At 38.4% G+C, this 16,795-nt stretch carries 15 protein-coding genes; 5 read left to right on the top strand and 10 right to left on the bottom strand.

What is annotated here, in order from left to right:
- Positions 1 to 33 precede the first annotated feature (33 nt).
- Both ACWITO_RS03255 and ACWITO_RS03260 read right to left on the bottom strand, forming a co-directional pair.
- Positions 34 to 828, bottom strand: coding sequence for a thymidylate synthase (locus ACWITO_RS03255; protein WP_448528576.1), 795 nt, complete (start codon positions 826 to 828; stop codon positions 34 to 36).
- A 2-nt stretch (positions 829 to 830) separates the two neighbouring features.
- Positions 831 to 1,301 carry a protein NO VEIN domain-containing protein gene (locus ACWITO_RS03260; RefSeq protein WP_448528577.1) on the bottom strand — a complete coding sequence of 157 codons (471 nt, stop codon included), beginning with the start codon at positions 1,299 to 1,301 and terminating at the stop codon, positions 831 to 833.
- Positions 1,302 to 1,369: 68 nt separating this feature from the next.
- Here ACWITO_RS03260 and ACWITO_RS03265 point away from each other — a divergent pair, with 68 nt between their 5' ends.
- From ACWITO_RS03265 to ACWITO_RS03280, 4 genes are all read left to right on the top strand, one after another.
- Entirely contained in the window at positions 1,370 to 2,830 is a 1,461-nt protein-coding gene (locus ACWITO_RS03265; protein WP_448528578.1) for an amidohydrolase family protein, read from the top strand.
- Between the two features lie 315 nt (positions 2,831 to 3,145).
- Positions 3,146 to 5,350 carry a DNA helicase RecQ gene (gene recQ, locus ACWITO_RS03270; RefSeq protein WP_448528579.1) on the top strand — a complete coding sequence of 735 codons (2,205 nt, stop codon included), beginning with the start codon at positions 3,146 to 3,148 and terminating at the stop codon, positions 5,348 to 5,350.
- A gap of 7 nt (positions 5,351 to 5,357) precedes the next feature.
- Positions 5,358 to 5,831, top strand: a complete 474-nt coding sequence (locus ACWITO_RS03275; RefSeq protein ID WP_448528580.1) for a hypothetical protein — start codon at positions 5,358 to 5,360, stop codon at positions 5,829 to 5,831.
- A gap of 189 nt (positions 5,832 to 6,020) precedes the next feature.
- Entirely contained in the window at positions 6,021 to 8,522 is a 2,502-nt protein-coding gene (locus ACWITO_RS03280; RefSeq protein WP_448528581.1) for a S8 family serine peptidase, read from the top strand.
- A 67-nt stretch (positions 8,523 to 8,589) separates the two neighbouring features.
- Here the strand turns inward: ACWITO_RS03280 and ACWITO_RS03285 are convergent, their stop codons facing one another.
- From ACWITO_RS03285 to ACWITO_RS03295, 3 genes are all read right to left on the bottom strand, one after another.
- The gene (locus ACWITO_RS03285) at positions 8,590 to 9,768 is read right to left on the bottom strand and encodes an acetyl-CoA C-acyltransferase (protein ID WP_448528582.1); all 1,179 of its coding nucleotides are present in this window, start codon (positions 9,766 to 9,768) and stop codon (positions 8,590 to 8,592) included.
- A gap of 68 nt (positions 9,769 to 9,836) precedes the next feature.
- A complete protein-coding gene (locus tag ACWITO_RS03290) occupies positions 9,837 to 10,463 on the bottom strand; it encodes a hypothetical protein (protein ID WP_448528583.1) in 627 nt (208 codons plus the stop codon).
- Between the two features lie 204 nt (positions 10,464 to 10,667).
- On the bottom strand, positions 10,668 to 12,536 hold the full coding sequence (locus ACWITO_RS03295) for an ATP-binding protein (protein ID WP_448528584.1): 1,869 nt from the start codon (positions 12,534 to 12,536) through the stop codon (positions 10,668 to 10,670).
- Between the two features lie 99 nt (positions 12,537 to 12,635).
- Here ACWITO_RS03295 and ACWITO_RS03300 point away from each other — a divergent pair, with 99 nt between their 5' ends.
- Positions 12,636 to 13,661, top strand: coding sequence for a potassium channel family protein (locus ACWITO_RS03300; protein ID WP_448528585.1), 1,026 nt, complete (start codon positions 12,636 to 12,638; stop codon positions 13,659 to 13,661).
- Positions 13,662 to 13,763: 102 nt separating this feature from the next.
- Here ACWITO_RS03300 and pdxH read toward each other — a convergent pair whose 3' ends face one another.
- From pdxH to ACWITO_RS03325, 5 genes are all read right to left on the bottom strand, one after another.
- Positions 13,764 to 14,408, bottom strand: coding sequence for a pyridoxamine 5'-phosphate oxidase (pdxH, locus tag ACWITO_RS03305; RefSeq protein WP_448528586.1), 645 nt, complete (start codon positions 14,406 to 14,408; stop codon positions 13,764 to 13,766).
- A 251-nt stretch (positions 14,409 to 14,659) separates the two neighbouring features.
- The gene (gene rpsB, locus ACWITO_RS03310; protein WP_448528587.1) at positions 14,660 to 15,430 is read right to left on the bottom strand and encodes a 30S ribosomal protein S2; all 771 of its coding nucleotides are present in this window, start codon (positions 15,428 to 15,430) and stop codon (positions 14,660 to 14,662) included.
- Positions 15,431 to 15,466: 36 nt separating this feature from the next.
- The gene (gene rpsI / locus ACWITO_RS03315; protein ID WP_448528588.1) at positions 15,467 to 15,853 is read right to left on the bottom strand and encodes a 30S ribosomal protein S9; all 387 of its coding nucleotides are present in this window, start codon (positions 15,851 to 15,853) and stop codon (positions 15,467 to 15,469) included.
- Between the two features lie 6 nt (positions 15,854 to 15,859).
- Positions 15,860 to 16,312 carry a 50S ribosomal protein L13 gene (gene rplM / locus ACWITO_RS03320; RefSeq protein WP_101358413.1) on the bottom strand — a complete coding sequence of 151 codons (453 nt, stop codon included), beginning with the start codon at positions 16,310 to 16,312 and terminating at the stop codon, positions 15,860 to 15,862.
- Between the two features lie 152 nt (positions 16,313 to 16,464).
- Positions 16,465 to 16,795: Uma2 family endonuclease (locus ACWITO_RS03325; protein WP_448528589.1), on the bottom strand; the 331-nt coding region annotated here is incomplete at its 5' end.

A 16,795-nucleotide genomic window follows, 5' to 3' on the forward strand; every position in this document is an offset into this window, starting at 1 on the left:
TTTTATGGTTTAGGTCCAAACTTGTTTGAATTTTCAAACACTTACTTCAGCCTTGATAGCAGGGTAAGGGTCATAATTTTCTAAAATAAAATCTTCGTATCTGAAAGCGAAAATATCCTTGATAGCAGGGTTAAGTTTCATTGTAGGCAAAGGTTTGGGAGTACGTGTGAGTTGCAGTTTTGCCTGTTCAATATGGTTGAGGTACAAATGCGTATCGCCACCTGTCCAAATAAACTCGTATGGCTCCAAGTCGCAAACTTGGGCTATCATCATCGTTAGCAGAGCATAAGAGGCAATATTGAAGGGGACACCTAAAAAAACATCAGCAGAGCGTTGATAAAGCTGACAAGAGAGTTTGCCATTAGCCACATAAAACTGAAAAAGCACGTGGCAGGGCATTAGTTTCATTTTAGGTAAATCTTCAACATTCCAAGCCGAAACTACTATTCTACGGCTATCGGGGTTGTTTTTGATAAGATGAATAGCCTCTGCAATTTGGTCAATGCTTTCGCCAGTGCGAGTTTGCCAACTACGCCATTGTTTTCCATATACAGGACCGAGTTCGCCGTTTTCATCAGCCCATTCGTCCCAAATACTGACGCCGTTTTCTTTCAAATAGCGAATATTGGTTTCTCCTTTCAAAAACCACAAAAGTTCGTGAATAATGGATTTGACGTGTAGTTTTTTGGTAGTAACGAGTGGGAAACCTTCTTGTAGGTTAAATCGCATCTGATACCCAAAAACGCTCAAAGTACCTGTACCTGTGCGGTCGGTTTTTTGTGTGCCATTTTCTAAAATGAAACGTAGTAAATCGTGATAGACTTGCATAATTATTGAGTTTTTTTCCAAATCAAAAAATCTTGCCACATTTTCTCAATTAAATTCTTGGTGGCAATGATTGTCTCTTTTTTGAATGAAATTTCATAACTTTCGGAGTAGTGATAGTGAAAAATAGGAGTTGTAAGAGTACATTTTCCTATGAACTCTTTTACAGAAAAAATTTTGAAGAACCAATGCTCCAATGATTGCTCGGTATTTCCTCGACACAAAATAAAAAAATAGTTATCGGGATAGCAAATAGCTTTATGTAATTCCGTAAGCATTACTGTTCCAAAGAATTTACCACTTTTTTTGGAAGAATATTTGACCTCAAAATAAAAAATTTCTCCTTGTGCATTAAAAGCCAATATATCACAACCTTCTTTTGGGGAAGCAATCTGAACGTTAGAATAGCCTTTCAGTTTTAGGTATTCTATGCACTTTTCTTTGGCAACTTTATCCGAAATTGTTTTCTTTGCCATTACAATTTTTTCGAAAATTCGAGAAAGCAATCGAAATCACCAAATTTTTACTAAAAGATTTTACGATAATGAAAAAACTCACTCGCCGCAAGGTTCTTAAAGATTTGTGTATAGGCTCTGCGGGCTTACTACTGGCACCAAGTTGTTTGGCAGAAAATCAGAAAGATAGTAAAAAGCAGGTACAAATAGGCAAAGAAAGAGCCAAAACCGACTACAAGACGGTTATCAAGAATGGGAAAGCCTATATCAATCAGAAACTGGTAGAGGGCTATTGGGTAGGGATTGATTTTAATGGAAAACTTAAAATTTCCAAAGAACCCTTGCAAGCAGAGCAGGAAATTGATGCTACGGGCAAAATTGTAAGCCCGGGGTTTATTGATATTCTTGCTGATAATGCTTCCAGTCCCGAGCAGACCTACACCATCTTTGAAAAATACAAAGTTACTGACGGCTTAACTTCTGTTTTTCAGATGCACGGCGGAGCAGAGTTTCCCAAAAAATTTCACGATTATTTTGATAAACTGCCCCATAGAGTAAATTATGGCGTAAGTGTATTTGTGATGCGTTTGCGTTTGAAATACGCTTCATTAGCTCAACGCTATCAAATGGCTGAGCAAGGATTGAATGAAGGAGCGTTGGCTATGGCTCATAGTCCTGAATATCAGCCTGATACAAGTTATGAGGAATTGAAAAAATATGCCGAAATTGCTAAAAAATACGAAAGACCTTATTTTTTGCATTTACGCTACTCGTCCAAAGAAAAAGAGCTTGAAGGCGTAAAAGAAGCTATACGCATTGCCCAAGAAACAGGTTGCCAGATTCATATAGACCATCTCAATTCTACGGGTGGCACTTTTAATATGCCCAAAGCACTTGAGCTTATCAATGATGCCAATGCCAAAGGGACAAAAATTACTTGTTGTGTGTATCCGTATAGTTTTTGGGCTACTTATCTGATTTCGGAGCGTTTCAGTGGCGATTGGCAAAAACGTTACGGAATTACTTACGAAGATTTACAAATTGTAGGTAGTGGCGAAAGAATTACCGCACAAACTTTTCCTATTTATCGCAAGCGTCCGGGACTTTTGGTGGCAGTACCCGAAGGCACTATGCCTTTTGAAAAAACTATCAATTTGGCTCTACAAACAGATTTTTGTATGTTTGGCTCTGACGGAGGCATTGAAAAAGAGCCACGAGCCAACTCGCACCCACGAGGAGCGGGTTTTGCCGCTACGGCTATTCGGCACTGCTTAAATATAGGTATGAGTATAGAGCAAGCTCTTGAACGCCTGATTGATAGACCTGCCAAGCTCATTCAGCCTGCTATGAAAGATAGAGCCAAACTGCAAGATGATTTTTGGGCAGATATTACTATTTTTGACCCTGAACGCATCAGGGGCAAGGCAACCGTAGCCAATCCTAATCAGTTTTCCGAAGGAATTGAGTATGTAATTGTCAATGGAGAAATTGCTTATCAGAACGGGAAACTGCTCAAAACGAGTGGCAAGGGAATTAAATATCAGGGCTAAAAGAGTAATTTTCTGCAAAATCAATAATTTTCTTACGCATAGCTTGCTATATGCCAAATATTTTATACATTCGCAACCCTAATTCAGAAATTAAGATTTAATACTTTGAGTTTGAAATTTGAATAGGTTCAACTTTATTGACCGACTTTGGTATCTTGCAAAAAATACTCAAAAAATTTCAAGAACTTGATTTGATTTTTGTTGGGAAATTTTGTGAAAACAATATTTTTTGCTAAATTCGGTTATTGAAGTGGTAAGGTTTGCTTGCAAATCCACGAACCTCAAAACTCAAACCTGCCAAACTTTGAAATACTAATGAAGGCAATGCAAAACGCACAAGAAATGAATTTGAAGGAGAAATTAAAGGAGGTTTTTGGCTACAGCCAATTCAGAGGCACACAAGAGCCTATTATCAAGAACCTGATGGCGGGCAATCATACTTTTGTGATTATGCCCACAGGGGCAGGTAAGTCGCTTTGCTATCAGTTGCCTGCCGTAATTATGGAGGGAACGGCGATTATTATTTCCCCCCTGATAGCCTTAATGAAAAACCAAACTGACCAACTTACTGCCTTTGGAATAGATGCCCGATTTCTGAACTCTACGCTGAGCAAATCGGAAATGACCAAAGTCAAGAAAGATGTATTGAGTGGCAAAGTAAAAATGCTCTATGTTGCCCCCGAATCGCTTACCAAAGAAGATAATTTGGAGTTTCTGAAAAAAGCTAAACTTTCTTTTGTAGCCATAGACGAGGCTCATTGTATTTCTGAATGGGGACACGATTTCCGCCCCGAATACCGCAAAATTCGTGGTATCGTAGATAATTTGAATAAAAATTTACCCATTATTGCTCTTACCGCTACGGCAACGCCCAAAGTACAGCAAGATATTCAGAAAAACTTGCAAATGGAAGATGCCAAAGTCTTTATTTCCTCTTTCCACCGACCTAATCTTTTTTACGAAGTAAAACCCAAAAGAGACCCCAAAAAACAACTTATTCGTTTTGTAAAACAGCACAAAGGCGAGTCGGGAATTATTTATTGTTTGAGCCGAAAAACCGTAGAAGAAATTGCCGAACTGCTGACAGTCAATGATGTGAAGGCTTTGCCTTATCACGCAGGTTTAGAGGCTGATGTCAGAATGAAAAACCAAGATGCTTTTCTCAATGAAGATGTTGATGTAATTGTGGCTACTATTGCCTTCGGAATGGGTATTGATAAGCCCGATGTGCGGTTTGTAGTGCATTATGATGCTCCTAAATCTTTAGAAGGTTATTATCAGGAAACAGGCAGAGCGGGCAGAGACGGTTTGCAGGGGCATTGCCTTATGCTATTTGATAAAGAGGATATTTACAAGCTGGAAAAATTTAACAAAGACAAAAGCGTAACCGAAAGAGATAATGCCCGCCACCTCTTGCAAGAAATTGCTGAATATGCGGAGTGTTCGGTATGTAGAGTAAAACAGCTATTGCACTACTTTGGCGAAGAGTTTAAGTCAAACAATTGCGGTCAGTGCGATAACTGCTCACATCCTCATAAAAAATATGAAGCCGAAGAGCAAGTGCTTCTGGCTCTGAAAGCTATCAAACTCACAGGGGAGCGTTTTGGGGCAAAACATATTGCCGATGTCTTAATGGGTGTACCCAACGAGTATGTGAAAAGCTACGGACACAACAAATTAGAAGTATTTGGCAAAGGACAAGATTTCCCTGATACTGATTGGCTTTCTTTGCTTCGTCATATTCTTATTTTTGATTACATCAAGAAAGATATTGATAACTATGGTGTGCTGAAACTTACTCCCAAAGGTGAAAAATTCCTTAAAAACTCTCACGCCATTACGCTCACCAAAGATTATGATTTCAGCAATCCCGAAGAAAACGAAGAAACCGAGCAGGAAACCGTTCCACAAACTTCAGGAAAAGCCTATGATGAAGTGCTTTTTGATTTGCTCAAAAATCTTCGCAAACGCATTGCCAAAGAGAAAAACTTACCGCCCTATGTCATTTTCCAAGACCCTTCTTTGGAAGAAATGGCTACTACTTATCCCACTACCGAAGAAGAGCTTGCCAAAGTAAATGGCGTAGGTATGGGAAAAGTACAAAAATTTGGCAAACCTTTTTTAGAGGCGATTGTAAAATATGTTGAAGAAAATGAAATAGAAACGGCTTCTGATGTTGTAGTCAAATCCACCGTCAATAAGTCTAAAACCAAAATCTTTATTATTCAGCAAATTGATAGAAAAGTAGATTTGGAGGAAATTGCAGAAGCCAAAGACCTAACTTTTGAGGAGCTCTTGAACGAGATTGAGCATATCTGCGATTCGGGCACAAAGCTAAATTTAGACTACTACATCAATCAGGTAATAGAGAAGGAACGTCAGGAAGAACTTTACGAATATTTTATGAATAGTGAAATTGATGATATTCAAGCCGCTATTCGCGACCTTGCTGATGATGATTTTACAGAAGAAGAAATCCGCCTGATGAGAATTAAGTTTATTTCGGAAGTAGGGAATTAGAAAGGCAATGAACTTACAAGAAATCTCACTCTTTCTTGATGCACCCATATTTGTAGTACCAGATTATGATACTTCTATTTCGGCATTGCTTACTAATAGCCAAGCCGAAATACTTTTTTTCTTTGCTTCGCAAACTGATGCAAATACGCTTAATTCTCAAAATCAAAAGGTTTTGGATAGTATGCTCAATGCCATAGCCGCAAAGCAAAAAAATGAGCCTTTTATCAAAGATTTAGAAAAAGACATACTTATCTTACCTGAAAAAAAGCATATTCAGTGGGATTTTGAAAGAACCCAAGTAAAGTATTTATTAGTTTTTGGCGAAAATACTGCTCAAAATATAGGTTTGCCAATAGAAAAATATGTGTGGCAGAAATGGAAAGGTATTAGGGTACTTTTTGCCCATTCTTTACAAGAAATTGAAGCACAAAAAAACTATAAAAACCTCATTTGGCAAGCAATGCTTCAAATATTTCAATAGAACAAGCGTTTGAGGTAAAAGTTTTACTCAGTCTAAATACCCAATGTTCTTAATCCTGTTTCCTGCTTCTTGTTTCCAATTCTTCAAAGGTAAGTTTTTTGGAGTTCTTTTTAAGAAATCAAAAATTTTGTGTAAATTTGCTATCTCAAAATTTTTTTTCCCGAAAATTTACCAAAACGCAAAAGGTTTATGCTCAAAAAAACTTTTACCCTCTGTTTGTTGGGTATTTCACTTACTTGCTTCGCTCAGAATGAAAAGCAGGTAAAGTGGATACAAGAACGCAGTAATACCACTAAACTGCAAGAACTTTCACAAACCTTCCGAAAGCAAGAAATACAAGCTAAAAAAGAGGCTTATGCTTTAGCTCAAAAAAGGGGTTTGCCTATCTTCCAAAAACTTGCCGACGGCAGAATTGCAGAATTGCAATATTTTGAAAAAGATGTTCCTATCTATTTTGTAACTACCAGCAACCTAAATGCCGCCGCTACTACCAAAGCCTCTGATTTATGGACAGGTGGCTCTTTGGGCTTGAACCTCAATGGGCAAGGAATGATTATCGGTGAGTGGGACGGCGGTGCCGTAAGAAATACCCACCAAGAATTTGGTACAAGAGTAATTCAGCAAGATGGTGCTTCTTTTGCTGTAAATGGAAATACCAGCCACGCCACACACGTAGCGGGTACGCTTATGGCAAGCGGCGTGCAAAGCAATGCCAAAGGTATGGCTCATCAAGCAACTTTGTGGGCAAATGATTGGAATACTGATTTGAGCGAGGCAACTACCCAAGCAGGCAATGGGCTTTTGGTTTCTAATCATTCTTACGGCTATAATACAGCATTTTTACAGCAATGGCAATTTGGCTATTATGATTCAAACTCTGCCAGTTGGGACGAACTCTGCACCAATGCTCCTTATTATTTGCCTTGTTTTGCCTCAGGTAATGACCGCAACAACAACCCTAATCCAAGTGCTGGCGGCTATGACCTAATTACAGGAAGAAGCCTTGCAAAAAACGCTCTTACCGTGGGAGCAGTAAATATACAAACTAACTATACAGGACCCTCTTCTGTGGTAATGTCAAGTTTCAGTAATTGGGGACCCACTGATGATGGACGCATTAAGCCTGATGTAGTAGGAGCAGGTGTGGGTATTTATTCATCAGTAGCTGATACTGATAACGCCTATTCAACATACAATGGTACTTCAATGGCTACGCCTAATGTGGCAGGTACGCTTATTTTGTTACAACAACATTACAGCAACCTAAATTCAGGGCAATTTATGCGTTCTGCTACGCTTAAAGCTCTTACCATTCATACGGCGAATGAGGCTGGTGCCGCACCCGGTCCCGATTACAGCTTTGGTTGGGGTTTGGTAAATGCCAATAAAGCCGCACAAGTTATTTCAAACAAAGGAACAACTGCTTTTATTGAGGAAAGAACTCTAAACAATGCTACTTCGCAAACTTTTCAAATTACTGCCACAGGAGGTTCTACTCCTTTGGAAATCACTATCGCTTGGACAGACCCCAAAGGAACGCCTGCTCCTGCCAGTGTGGTAAATCCTCCTAACCTAATGCTGGTGAATGATTTGGATTTGAGAGTTTGGAGAAATAATACCGATTATCATTTTCCTTGGGTATTAGACCCCGCCAACCCTTCAGCTCCTGCTACACGAGGCGATAATTTTAGAGATAATGTTGAAAAAATCATCATTGATAATCCTGTGGCGGGTGCTACCTACTACATACAGGTTTGCCACAAAGGTACTTTGCAAGGAGGCAATCAAGCCTTTTCAATGATTGTAACAGGGGGAACTGCTTTTGCAGTGGCTACGGCTACGCCTCCACCTGTGGTTTTTGCGAAATTCAATCAAGATAAAATAGAGGGTAAAAACAATGAAATAGTTACCTTTACCGATGCCTCTTCGGTATATTCTTGCGGTTCGCCTGCCATTACTACTTGGACTTGGAACTTTGATGTAACTGGCAACGGCGGAGCAAGCCCTGCTACTTTCAGTGGCAAAACACCTCCACCTGTAACTTTCGCAAAATCCGAAGTTTATCAGGTTCGTCTTACGGTTTCTAATGGTTCAAGTACCGATATATTCAATTCTACTGTGAATATTGGACTTGCAAATCCTACCAATTTGCAAATTGCCAATATGCTCAATAATGGTTCAAATAATTATGTAATCAATCAAGTAGATTTGACTTGGCAAGACAACTCTGATGAAACAAATTTTGAAGTTCAGCGTAGAATAAACGAAATAGGCAACTCTTTTACAACCATAGCTACTTTGCCTGCTAATACTACAAGCTATTCGGATAACACAATAGAAGACGCCAAAAACTACATATACAGGGTAAGAGCTACAAAAGGTACTTTATTGCCAATGGCTTCTAATACGGTTACTATTCTGACGGTGAGCTTTATTACAAGTCTTGATGAGCAGTTGGATAAAATCACCAAAATTTATCCTAACCCTGCAAGTACCAACATTCAGATAGAACTAAACAGCAGTGATAAAGTGCAAAATGTAACCTTATTTAATCAGTTAGGGCAAAAAGTATTGCAAGCAAATTATACAGGAGAGCCTATTGGGGTTGCTCATTTGCCCAAAGGTATGTATTGGGTACAGATAGAAACAAAAGAACAAGGAAAAATTACCAAGAAATTAGTTTTGCAATAAAAACAAATTAAAAGCCCTCGTTTGAAGCGAGGGCTTTTTTTATGGTTCAATTTATTCAACACCAAACTTACACTTTTTCTACAATGAGGGCAGAAGCACCTCCACCACCATTACAGATAGCAACCATTCCACGTTTTTTATCTTTTTGATGTAGAGCATTGATAAGTGTAGTTACAATTCTGGCTCCTGATGCTCCGAGGGGGTGCCCGAGAGCTACGGCTCCACCCATTACGTTGGTTTTTTCCAAAGGAATATCCAAAACCTTATCAAAAGCCAGCGTAACCACAGCAAAAGCCTCATTTACTTCAAACAAATCAATTTCGTTCAAAGAAATGCCTGCATTTTTGGCGGCGATAGGAGCGGCTTTGGTAGGGGCAGTAGTGAACCAAGCGGGTTCTTGCTGAGCATCGGCAAAAGCTACGATTTTAGCAATAGGTTTTAGACCTAATTTTTCTGCTTTTTCTTTGCTCATTAGCACGAGTGCGGCGGCACCATCATTGATTTTGGAAGCATTGGCGGCAGTTACGGTGCCATCAGGAGTAAAGGCGGGCTTGAGTGTAGGAATTTTATCAAACATTACGTTTTTATACTCCTCATCTTCGGCAAGCAAAATAGGGTCGCCTTTTTTCTGAGGAACGGCTACGGGGATAATTTCGTTTTTGAAAGCACCATTTTTGGTGTGTTCGGCGGCAAGTTCGTAAGAGCGAATAGCAAACTCATCTTGCTGTTGGCGAGAAATATCATATTTTTTGGCAGTTGCATCAGCAAAAACTCCCATAGCTTTTTTATCATATACATCTTCCAGACCATCGCGTACCAAGCCGTCTAGAAATTCACCATTTCCATAACGATAGCCGAAGCGTGCTTTGGGTACATAGAAAGGAATATTAGTCATACTTTCCATACCACCTGCTACAATAACATCAGCCAAGCCCAGCATAATGCTCTGAGCCGCCAGCATTATGGCTTTTGTTCCTGATGCACATACTTTATTGATAGTTGTAGAGGGAATATCGTAGCCTAGCCCGCCCAGTACCGCCGCTTGTGTGGCAGGAGCTTGTCCTAAATTGGCAGAAACTACATTACCCATATAGACCTCTTGCACTTCTTTGGGGTCTATGCCTGCTTTTTCAATAGCACCTTTGATAGCAAAACCTCCTAATTGCGTTGCAGAAAAAGGAGAAAGTACGCCTCCAAAACTTCCAATAGGCGTTCTAACAGCCGAAATTACATATACTTCTTTCATTGGGTTAAGGGTTTAATGGTTTTCAAAATTAAAAATTTTATCACTTTGGCAAGTGTTTTGCTGAAAAATTATTTGAAATTTTTAGCAAACCAATCTTCCATTGAAACAGCCCTTTGCTCGTGTTTGATACCTTCGCCAATTTTTTTCTGTGCCTCTTTGATAGCCTTTGTAATGAGTGAGTGAGAAAGACTTTCCGTTTCTTTTGCCCCCATTTTTTTGAGCATTTCTAGAATTTTATCTCCTGAAAATTTTTTCAGAATAGGTTCGTCAAAACTTGTATAAACGTATGCCTTTGCCTTGAAGCTAATATCTCCAATTTTTTTCAAAATTTCAGCTTCTTCTTCCACCAGAGGGTAATGCTCTGCAAAAAAAACAGATAGCTCTTTATTGGCAAAATCCTTTTTCAGATAGCTACTCAAATGGCGAAATTCATTTGCCGAAAAAATCAAAATCTTTGAAGTATCTTTCAAGTTTTCAGCACTTTGCACCCATTCATAAGGTTTTTGAAGGTTGGTAAGTAGGGTTTGCAAAGTATTGAAGGTACGCTCAAAGAAATAAATAAGCCAAGTTGGTTTACTTTCTGCCGATTTTTGTAGATTTTCAAGCAAAGCCGCCCATTTGGCTTCTTGGCTTATCCAGATTACATCATTTAAACGGACAAGCGGTAAATCTTTTTTTCCAAAAAATGAGAACATAAATTTACACCAAGATTAAGATGATTTCAAGATATATAAGATTTGATTTTGGAATTGAACTTGCCCAAAATCTATGAAAATCGGTTTGAAAAGTTTGAGGTTTGGAGTTTGAAAGTTTGAACTTTTGAACCCCGAACCTTTGAACCCTTGAACTTTTGAACTTTAAACTCTTGAACTTGCAAATAGACTTGCGTTCAAAAATAGTCAAGCTATCTCGTTGGCTTTTTCCTTTACAACCTTTCGGATAGTAAAATATACCGTAGTTCCTTTGCCAAGTTCGCTATCAATGTACAATTTTCCGCCATTTTTTTGTATAAAATCTTTGCACATCATCAAGCCAAAACCTGAACCTTTTTCTTTCTTCGTACCCAGCATAGAAACGTGAATTTCGGGAAGGAAAATTTTTTCTAAAAGTTCCTGACTAATCCCCACACCTGTATCGCTGATGCTCACCATATATTTATCTTTGCCTCTGTTTTGGATAAAAACTTCTACTTTGCCGCCTTCGTGGGTGAATTTGATAGCATTGGAAAGCAAATTTCGCAAGGTGAAATTGATCATATCTTTATCGGCATCTACCCAAGATTCTGTTTTGACGTGATTGATGATTTTGATTTGTTTCCCTTCTGCCATAGGCGAAAGTTGAGCGATTACTTGCTCTATCATTGTGCTTATATTAAAATGATTAGGATTGAGTTCTAATTCATCAGTTTGCAGTTGCGACCACTGCACCAGCGAGGTTATCATTACAGAAATTTTATCAAAAGAAACATACATATCTTGGGCAACTGCAGATAGCTCTTGGGGGCTGAAGGTATCGGGGTGATGTTGCATCAAACTCAAAAAGCCTTTTAGCGAATTTAGAGGGCTTTTGAGGTCTTGAGTAATGGTATTGAAAAGGGTTTCTTTGATAGAGGCAAGTTTTTCAAGACGTTTTTCAGAATCTTCCAATTGCTTATTGACTTCTTTCAAAAATTCGTTGCTTTCGTAGAGTAAGCGTGCATTTTCTTTGATTTCGTGAAATTGTGTTTGAATTCGATTGATCATCAAATTGAAATCATCAGTGAGCTGTCCGATTTCATCGTTGGTGTATTTGCGAGCAGGTTTGAGGTCTTCGGAAAAATTCATTTCTATTGCCTTGTGTATGGCTCGGGAAAGTTCTGTAATAGGAATAGTGATAAAGAAAGAAAGGAAATAGCTGAAAGTCAGACTTACTACTACAACAATCAGCAAGGTAATAACAAAAATATTTTGGAACTGCCCCCGCATATTTTTTACCTTCTCTTCTACAATACGACTGATGTTTTCAATACGAGCAATGGCTCTATCGCTACTTTCTCGCATTTGTTGATAAATACCCGAGTTAGAGTTTTTGAACAAGCTCAATTCCTTATCCAGAGCTACAATTTGCATAAATTTTTGCTGATACTTCTCTAAAATATCTTTGCTTTCTGTGTGAGGAGTGGTAAGGATAGCTTCACGAATGGCATTCTGAAAATCAATAAAACTGGCAGAATCTTTTCGCATCAAGTAATCTTTTTCAAAGCCTTTCAGTGTGTAGAGAACAATGGGCGAGATTTGATTTTTATCTTCCAATTGAGTTGTGATTTTTTGGAGGTCGTTTTCAAGTCCGTAGTTTTTATTGCCTTTCTGAAAGGTTTTGGTTACAAAGTTTTTGAATGCATTTTCGTATTCTTTCAGGTCTTTTTGTAGCTCTTCAAGGCGACTATCTACACCAAACTCTTGAATTTCTTTGTTTTTGAGCAATTTGGCGATGCGTTTTTGGAGGTCTTGCAGAAGGGTACGATTTCTTTTTTGGTTTTCACTTACGCCTGTACGATAAAACTTATCTTGCACACTTTCTTGCTCAATGAAGTTATTTTCATTTTTGACAAGTTTGAGAATATCTGTAGTGATTTCTTCTATTTCGTTGGTAATTTCGTGAATGGTATCTCTTTTTGCATAAAACCAAAAACTCATACCCGCAACAAAAATGATAATGAGGGTAAAAGTGAAAAAAGCAATAAATAGCTTTCGTCTGAGTTTGGTGTTGTTGATTAAATCAAAAAGCATACATTTTGGGTGCTTCGCCGTAAAATTAAATTTTTCTTGCAAATAGCCAAAAAAATTACATAATTTCGTGAAACTTGTTTTTGAATAAATTTTTGATTTATGGAAATACAAGGCAAACTGAAACGCTTACTGATTGCCATTACATTTCTTTTTTTGAGCTTTGCGACAGGGGTAGCGGGGTTTATGTTCATAGAAGATTATCATTTTTTTGATGCACTGTATATGTGTGTGATAACCACTTCAACCATTGGTTATCAGGAGGTAAAGCCCCTTTCTGATGCAGGTAGGGCATTTAATATTTTTTATATTCTCACCAATCTTGCCATATTTGCTTTTGTGATTTCTACGCTTACCTCTTATTTGTTTGAGGGGGAGCTACAAAGAATTTTCAAGCGTTATCAAATCCGAAAAATTATCAAAAAAATGAAAAATCATATTATTGTTTGTGGTTATGGGCGAAATGGCTTCAATGTGTGCCAAGAACTTGACCGCCTCAGAATTCCTTATGTGCTTATTGAGAAAGTAGAATCTCATCTACAAAACTTTCGTGTAGATAAATATAAGCAGGTTATTTTGGGTGATGCTATTCACGAAGAAACTTTGCTGGAAGCTAATATCAAAGAGGCAAAAGCCCTTATTATAGCCTTGCCGAATGACGCCAACAACATTTTCATTACGCTTACGGCTCGTGAGCTTAATCCAAATATATTTATTATTTGCCGTTCATCAGAACCCAGTTCTGAGAAAAAAATGTACAGAGCAGGAGCCAATAAAGTCATTATGCCCGAAGCTCTGGGGGGTATTCATATGGCTCAGTTGGTTGTAAAGCCTTATATTGTAGAATTTATTGATTTAATCAGCGGACTTGACGAAATGAAACTGAAATTAGATGAAGTACGTCTTACAGAAATGAAAGCAGAAAGTAAAAATCTATCTATCAAAGACCTGCAAAGCGACCACGACTGCGAAGTAAATATTATCGCTTTCAAAGATAAAGAAAAAGGCTTTATTCTAAACCCTCGTAGCGATACCCAGCTATCAGAAGATAAAGTGCTAATTATTTTAGGTACAGATGAAGCTATTAGGCGTTTTAAGCAGAAATATTTGCAGGCAGATACAAGATAAACTGCTCACTAAAACAAGCTACCGAATATAGAAAAATCAAATGAATGGGTCATTGAGCGAAACCCCAATAACCCATTTGAAATGAATACCATTTGGGCAAATTTAGGGAGCTAATCTTTGTATTATCCAATTTTCGTTTGGCTGTAAAGTATAGCAAATTCTATCGTGCAAGCGGTTTTCTCTGCCTTGCCAAAACTCTATATAATGTGGCTTTACCAGATAGCCCCCCCAATGAGAAGGACGCTTAATTTCTTGATTTTTAAATTCTTTTTGATATTTGGCAAAAAGATTTTCTAAAACATTTCGGTTTTCTATGACTTGGCTTTGTGGCGAAGCCCAAGCCCCAATTTGGCTTTCACGAGGACGAGAAAGAAAATACTCGTCGCTTTTTTCAGGATTTAAAAAAGAGGCTTTGCCCTCAATACGTACCTGTCTTTCTAATTCCGCCCAAAAAAAAGTAAGTGCGACTGCCTGATTTTGAGCGATTTCAGAGCCTTTTCTGCTTTTGTAATTGGTATAAAAAACAAAACCACCCTCTTCAATACCTTTGAGTAGCACTATTCTGCCCGAAGGCTCGCCTGCGGCGGTTGCGGTTGCCAAAAACATTGCGTTGGGTTCTAAAATTTCGGCTTTTAGAGCTTCGGCGAACCAAGTTTCAAACTGCTCAATGGGATTTTGTTTTACATCTTTTATATCCAAAGATGCCATTTTGTACTCTCGGCGAATTTTTGCAATACTCAATTTCATAGCAAAACTTCAAGGTTTGACATCAAAATTTTTTCTTATTTTCAAATTGTAATTATTTACGTTCAAAAAATTCATTTAAGTGCTTTATCTCTCATCGTTTCTGTCTGACATCTATTTCAATAATCCTGTTTCCTGTCTCTTGTTTCCTATATCTAAACAATTGCTTCAAATTTATGTAAATGCCATAAACATTCAAAGCATTGGGAAATTGAAAAAATAAAAAGCGGTGAAAATGCTCACCGCTTCTTGTTTTATTCGTCATTGCCTTCGTTTTCGTCCATTTCACGTTTTTTCTCTTCTTCCTCTTTAAGTCTTTGCTCTTCTTTATCAGTTTTACGCTCTAATAGTCCTTCCTCAATGGCGGCACCTATGTATTTGGTGATGATTTCAATGGATTTATAGGCATCATCATTACCAGGAATAGGGAAATCCACTTCGTTAGGGTTAGAGTTGGTATCAACGATAGCAAAAACAGGGATACCCAAACGATTAGCTTCTTTTACAGCGATATGTTCTCTTTTAATATCTACAACAAACATAGCAGCAGGTAAGCCTCTCAAATCAGAAATACCACCCAATACTTTTTCAAGTTTATCTCTCTTTCTCATCAAAAGCAAACGCTCACGTTTGGCAAGGTTTTCAAAATCTTCGCTCTTGATAAGTTTTTCGATAGAGGAGAGTTTTTTGAGGGATTTCTTGATAGTAGTGTTATTAGTAAGCATACCACCCAGCCAGCGTTCAGTAACGTAAGGCATTTTCAGGCGTTTGGCTTCGTTAGATACAATTTCTTGAGCTTGCTTTTTAGTAGCTACAAATAACACTCTTTTGCCTGCACGTACAATTTTTTTCAAGGCTTCGCCTGCATCTTGCAAGCAAGCAATGGTTTTGTTGAGGTCAATGATATGGATACCATTTTTCTCCATAAAGATATATGGAGCCATACGAGGGTCCCATTTACGCGTAAGGTGTCCGAAATGCACCCCTGCGTTCAAAAGGTCTTTATATTCAACTTGTTGAGCCATTTTTCAAAAATTTTAAGTAAAGAACCATTACAAAGATTAACGCTTGCTGAACTGGAAGCGGCGACGAGCTTTTCTTCTTCCGTATTTTTTACGCTCTACCATACGAGGGTCGCGAGTTAGATAGCCTTCTTTTTTCAAGGCAGTACGATATTCGGGATTGTACTCTACCAGTGCCCGAGCAATCGCCAAACGCAAAGCTTCTGCTTGTCCTGAAACGCCACCACCATCTAAATTGGCTTTGATATCAAACTTACCGAGTTCGCCTACGAGTGCAAGCGGCTGATGAATGATGGTTTGCAAAACTTCTGTCAGAAAATAATCTTTGTAATCTTTGTCATTTACGGTAATATTGCCGTTTCCGCTTTTCATATAAATACGAGCTACGGCTGTTTTTCTTCTTCCGATTGTGTTGATAACTTCCATACCAAATTAAAATTGTAAAGTGATAGGTTTAGGTTGTTGGGCTTGATGAGGATGCTCGCTACCAGCGTAAGCATACAAGTTGTTGAACAATTTTCTACCCAAGCGATTGCGGGGTAGCATACCTTTTACTGCCATTTCTACCAAGCGAGCCCCCGAAAATTTCTCTTTCACTTCACGAGGAGTGCGTACTCTCTGCCCACCAGGATAGCCTGTATGGCGGATATATTCTTTATCCGTCCATTTCTTGCCTGTTAGGCGGATTTTGTCGCAGTTGATAACTATCACGTTATCTCCACAATCTACGTGAGGCGTGTAACTGGTTTTGTGTTTGCCTCGGAGGATGCTTGCTATTTGGCTCGCCAAACGACCAAGGACGGCAGAGTCAGCATCCACGATGACCCATTCTTTTTGCACCGTACCTTTGTTAGCCGAAATAGTCTTGTAACTTAAAGAATCCATTTTGACTTTGGTTTTATGTAAAAAAACAAAAACTTGTCCGTTTCCAAAAACGGAACGCAAAGGTATGAGATTTTTTCTTTTTAAGCAAATATTTTTCGTAATTTTTTGAGAGATAGAAAGAAATAGATTTTTTAGGGGCAAAATTACGAAAGCTATTCTTCAAAGATTTTTTCCAGTTCAATTTGCAAATCGGGAAAGATATGGCAGGGGATAGAGCCATCAACAAAAATACCTTTGAGTTCGTATTTGCCTTTATCATTGAGTACGTATTGGTGAATAAACTCTTCGTAAGGCACGACAATCCAGTATTCCTTTACGCCAGCTTCCTCGTAGAGTTCGTATTTGATTTTCATTTCTTTTTTAGAATTTCCTTTGGAAAGGATTTCAATGATAAGGTCGGGAGCCCCAAGGCACCCTCTTTCATCTAATTTTTCTTTATCGCATACCACACACAAATCAGGCTGAACGACGGTGTAAATTTCT

Source organism: Raineya sp. (genome assembly GCF_053497555.1).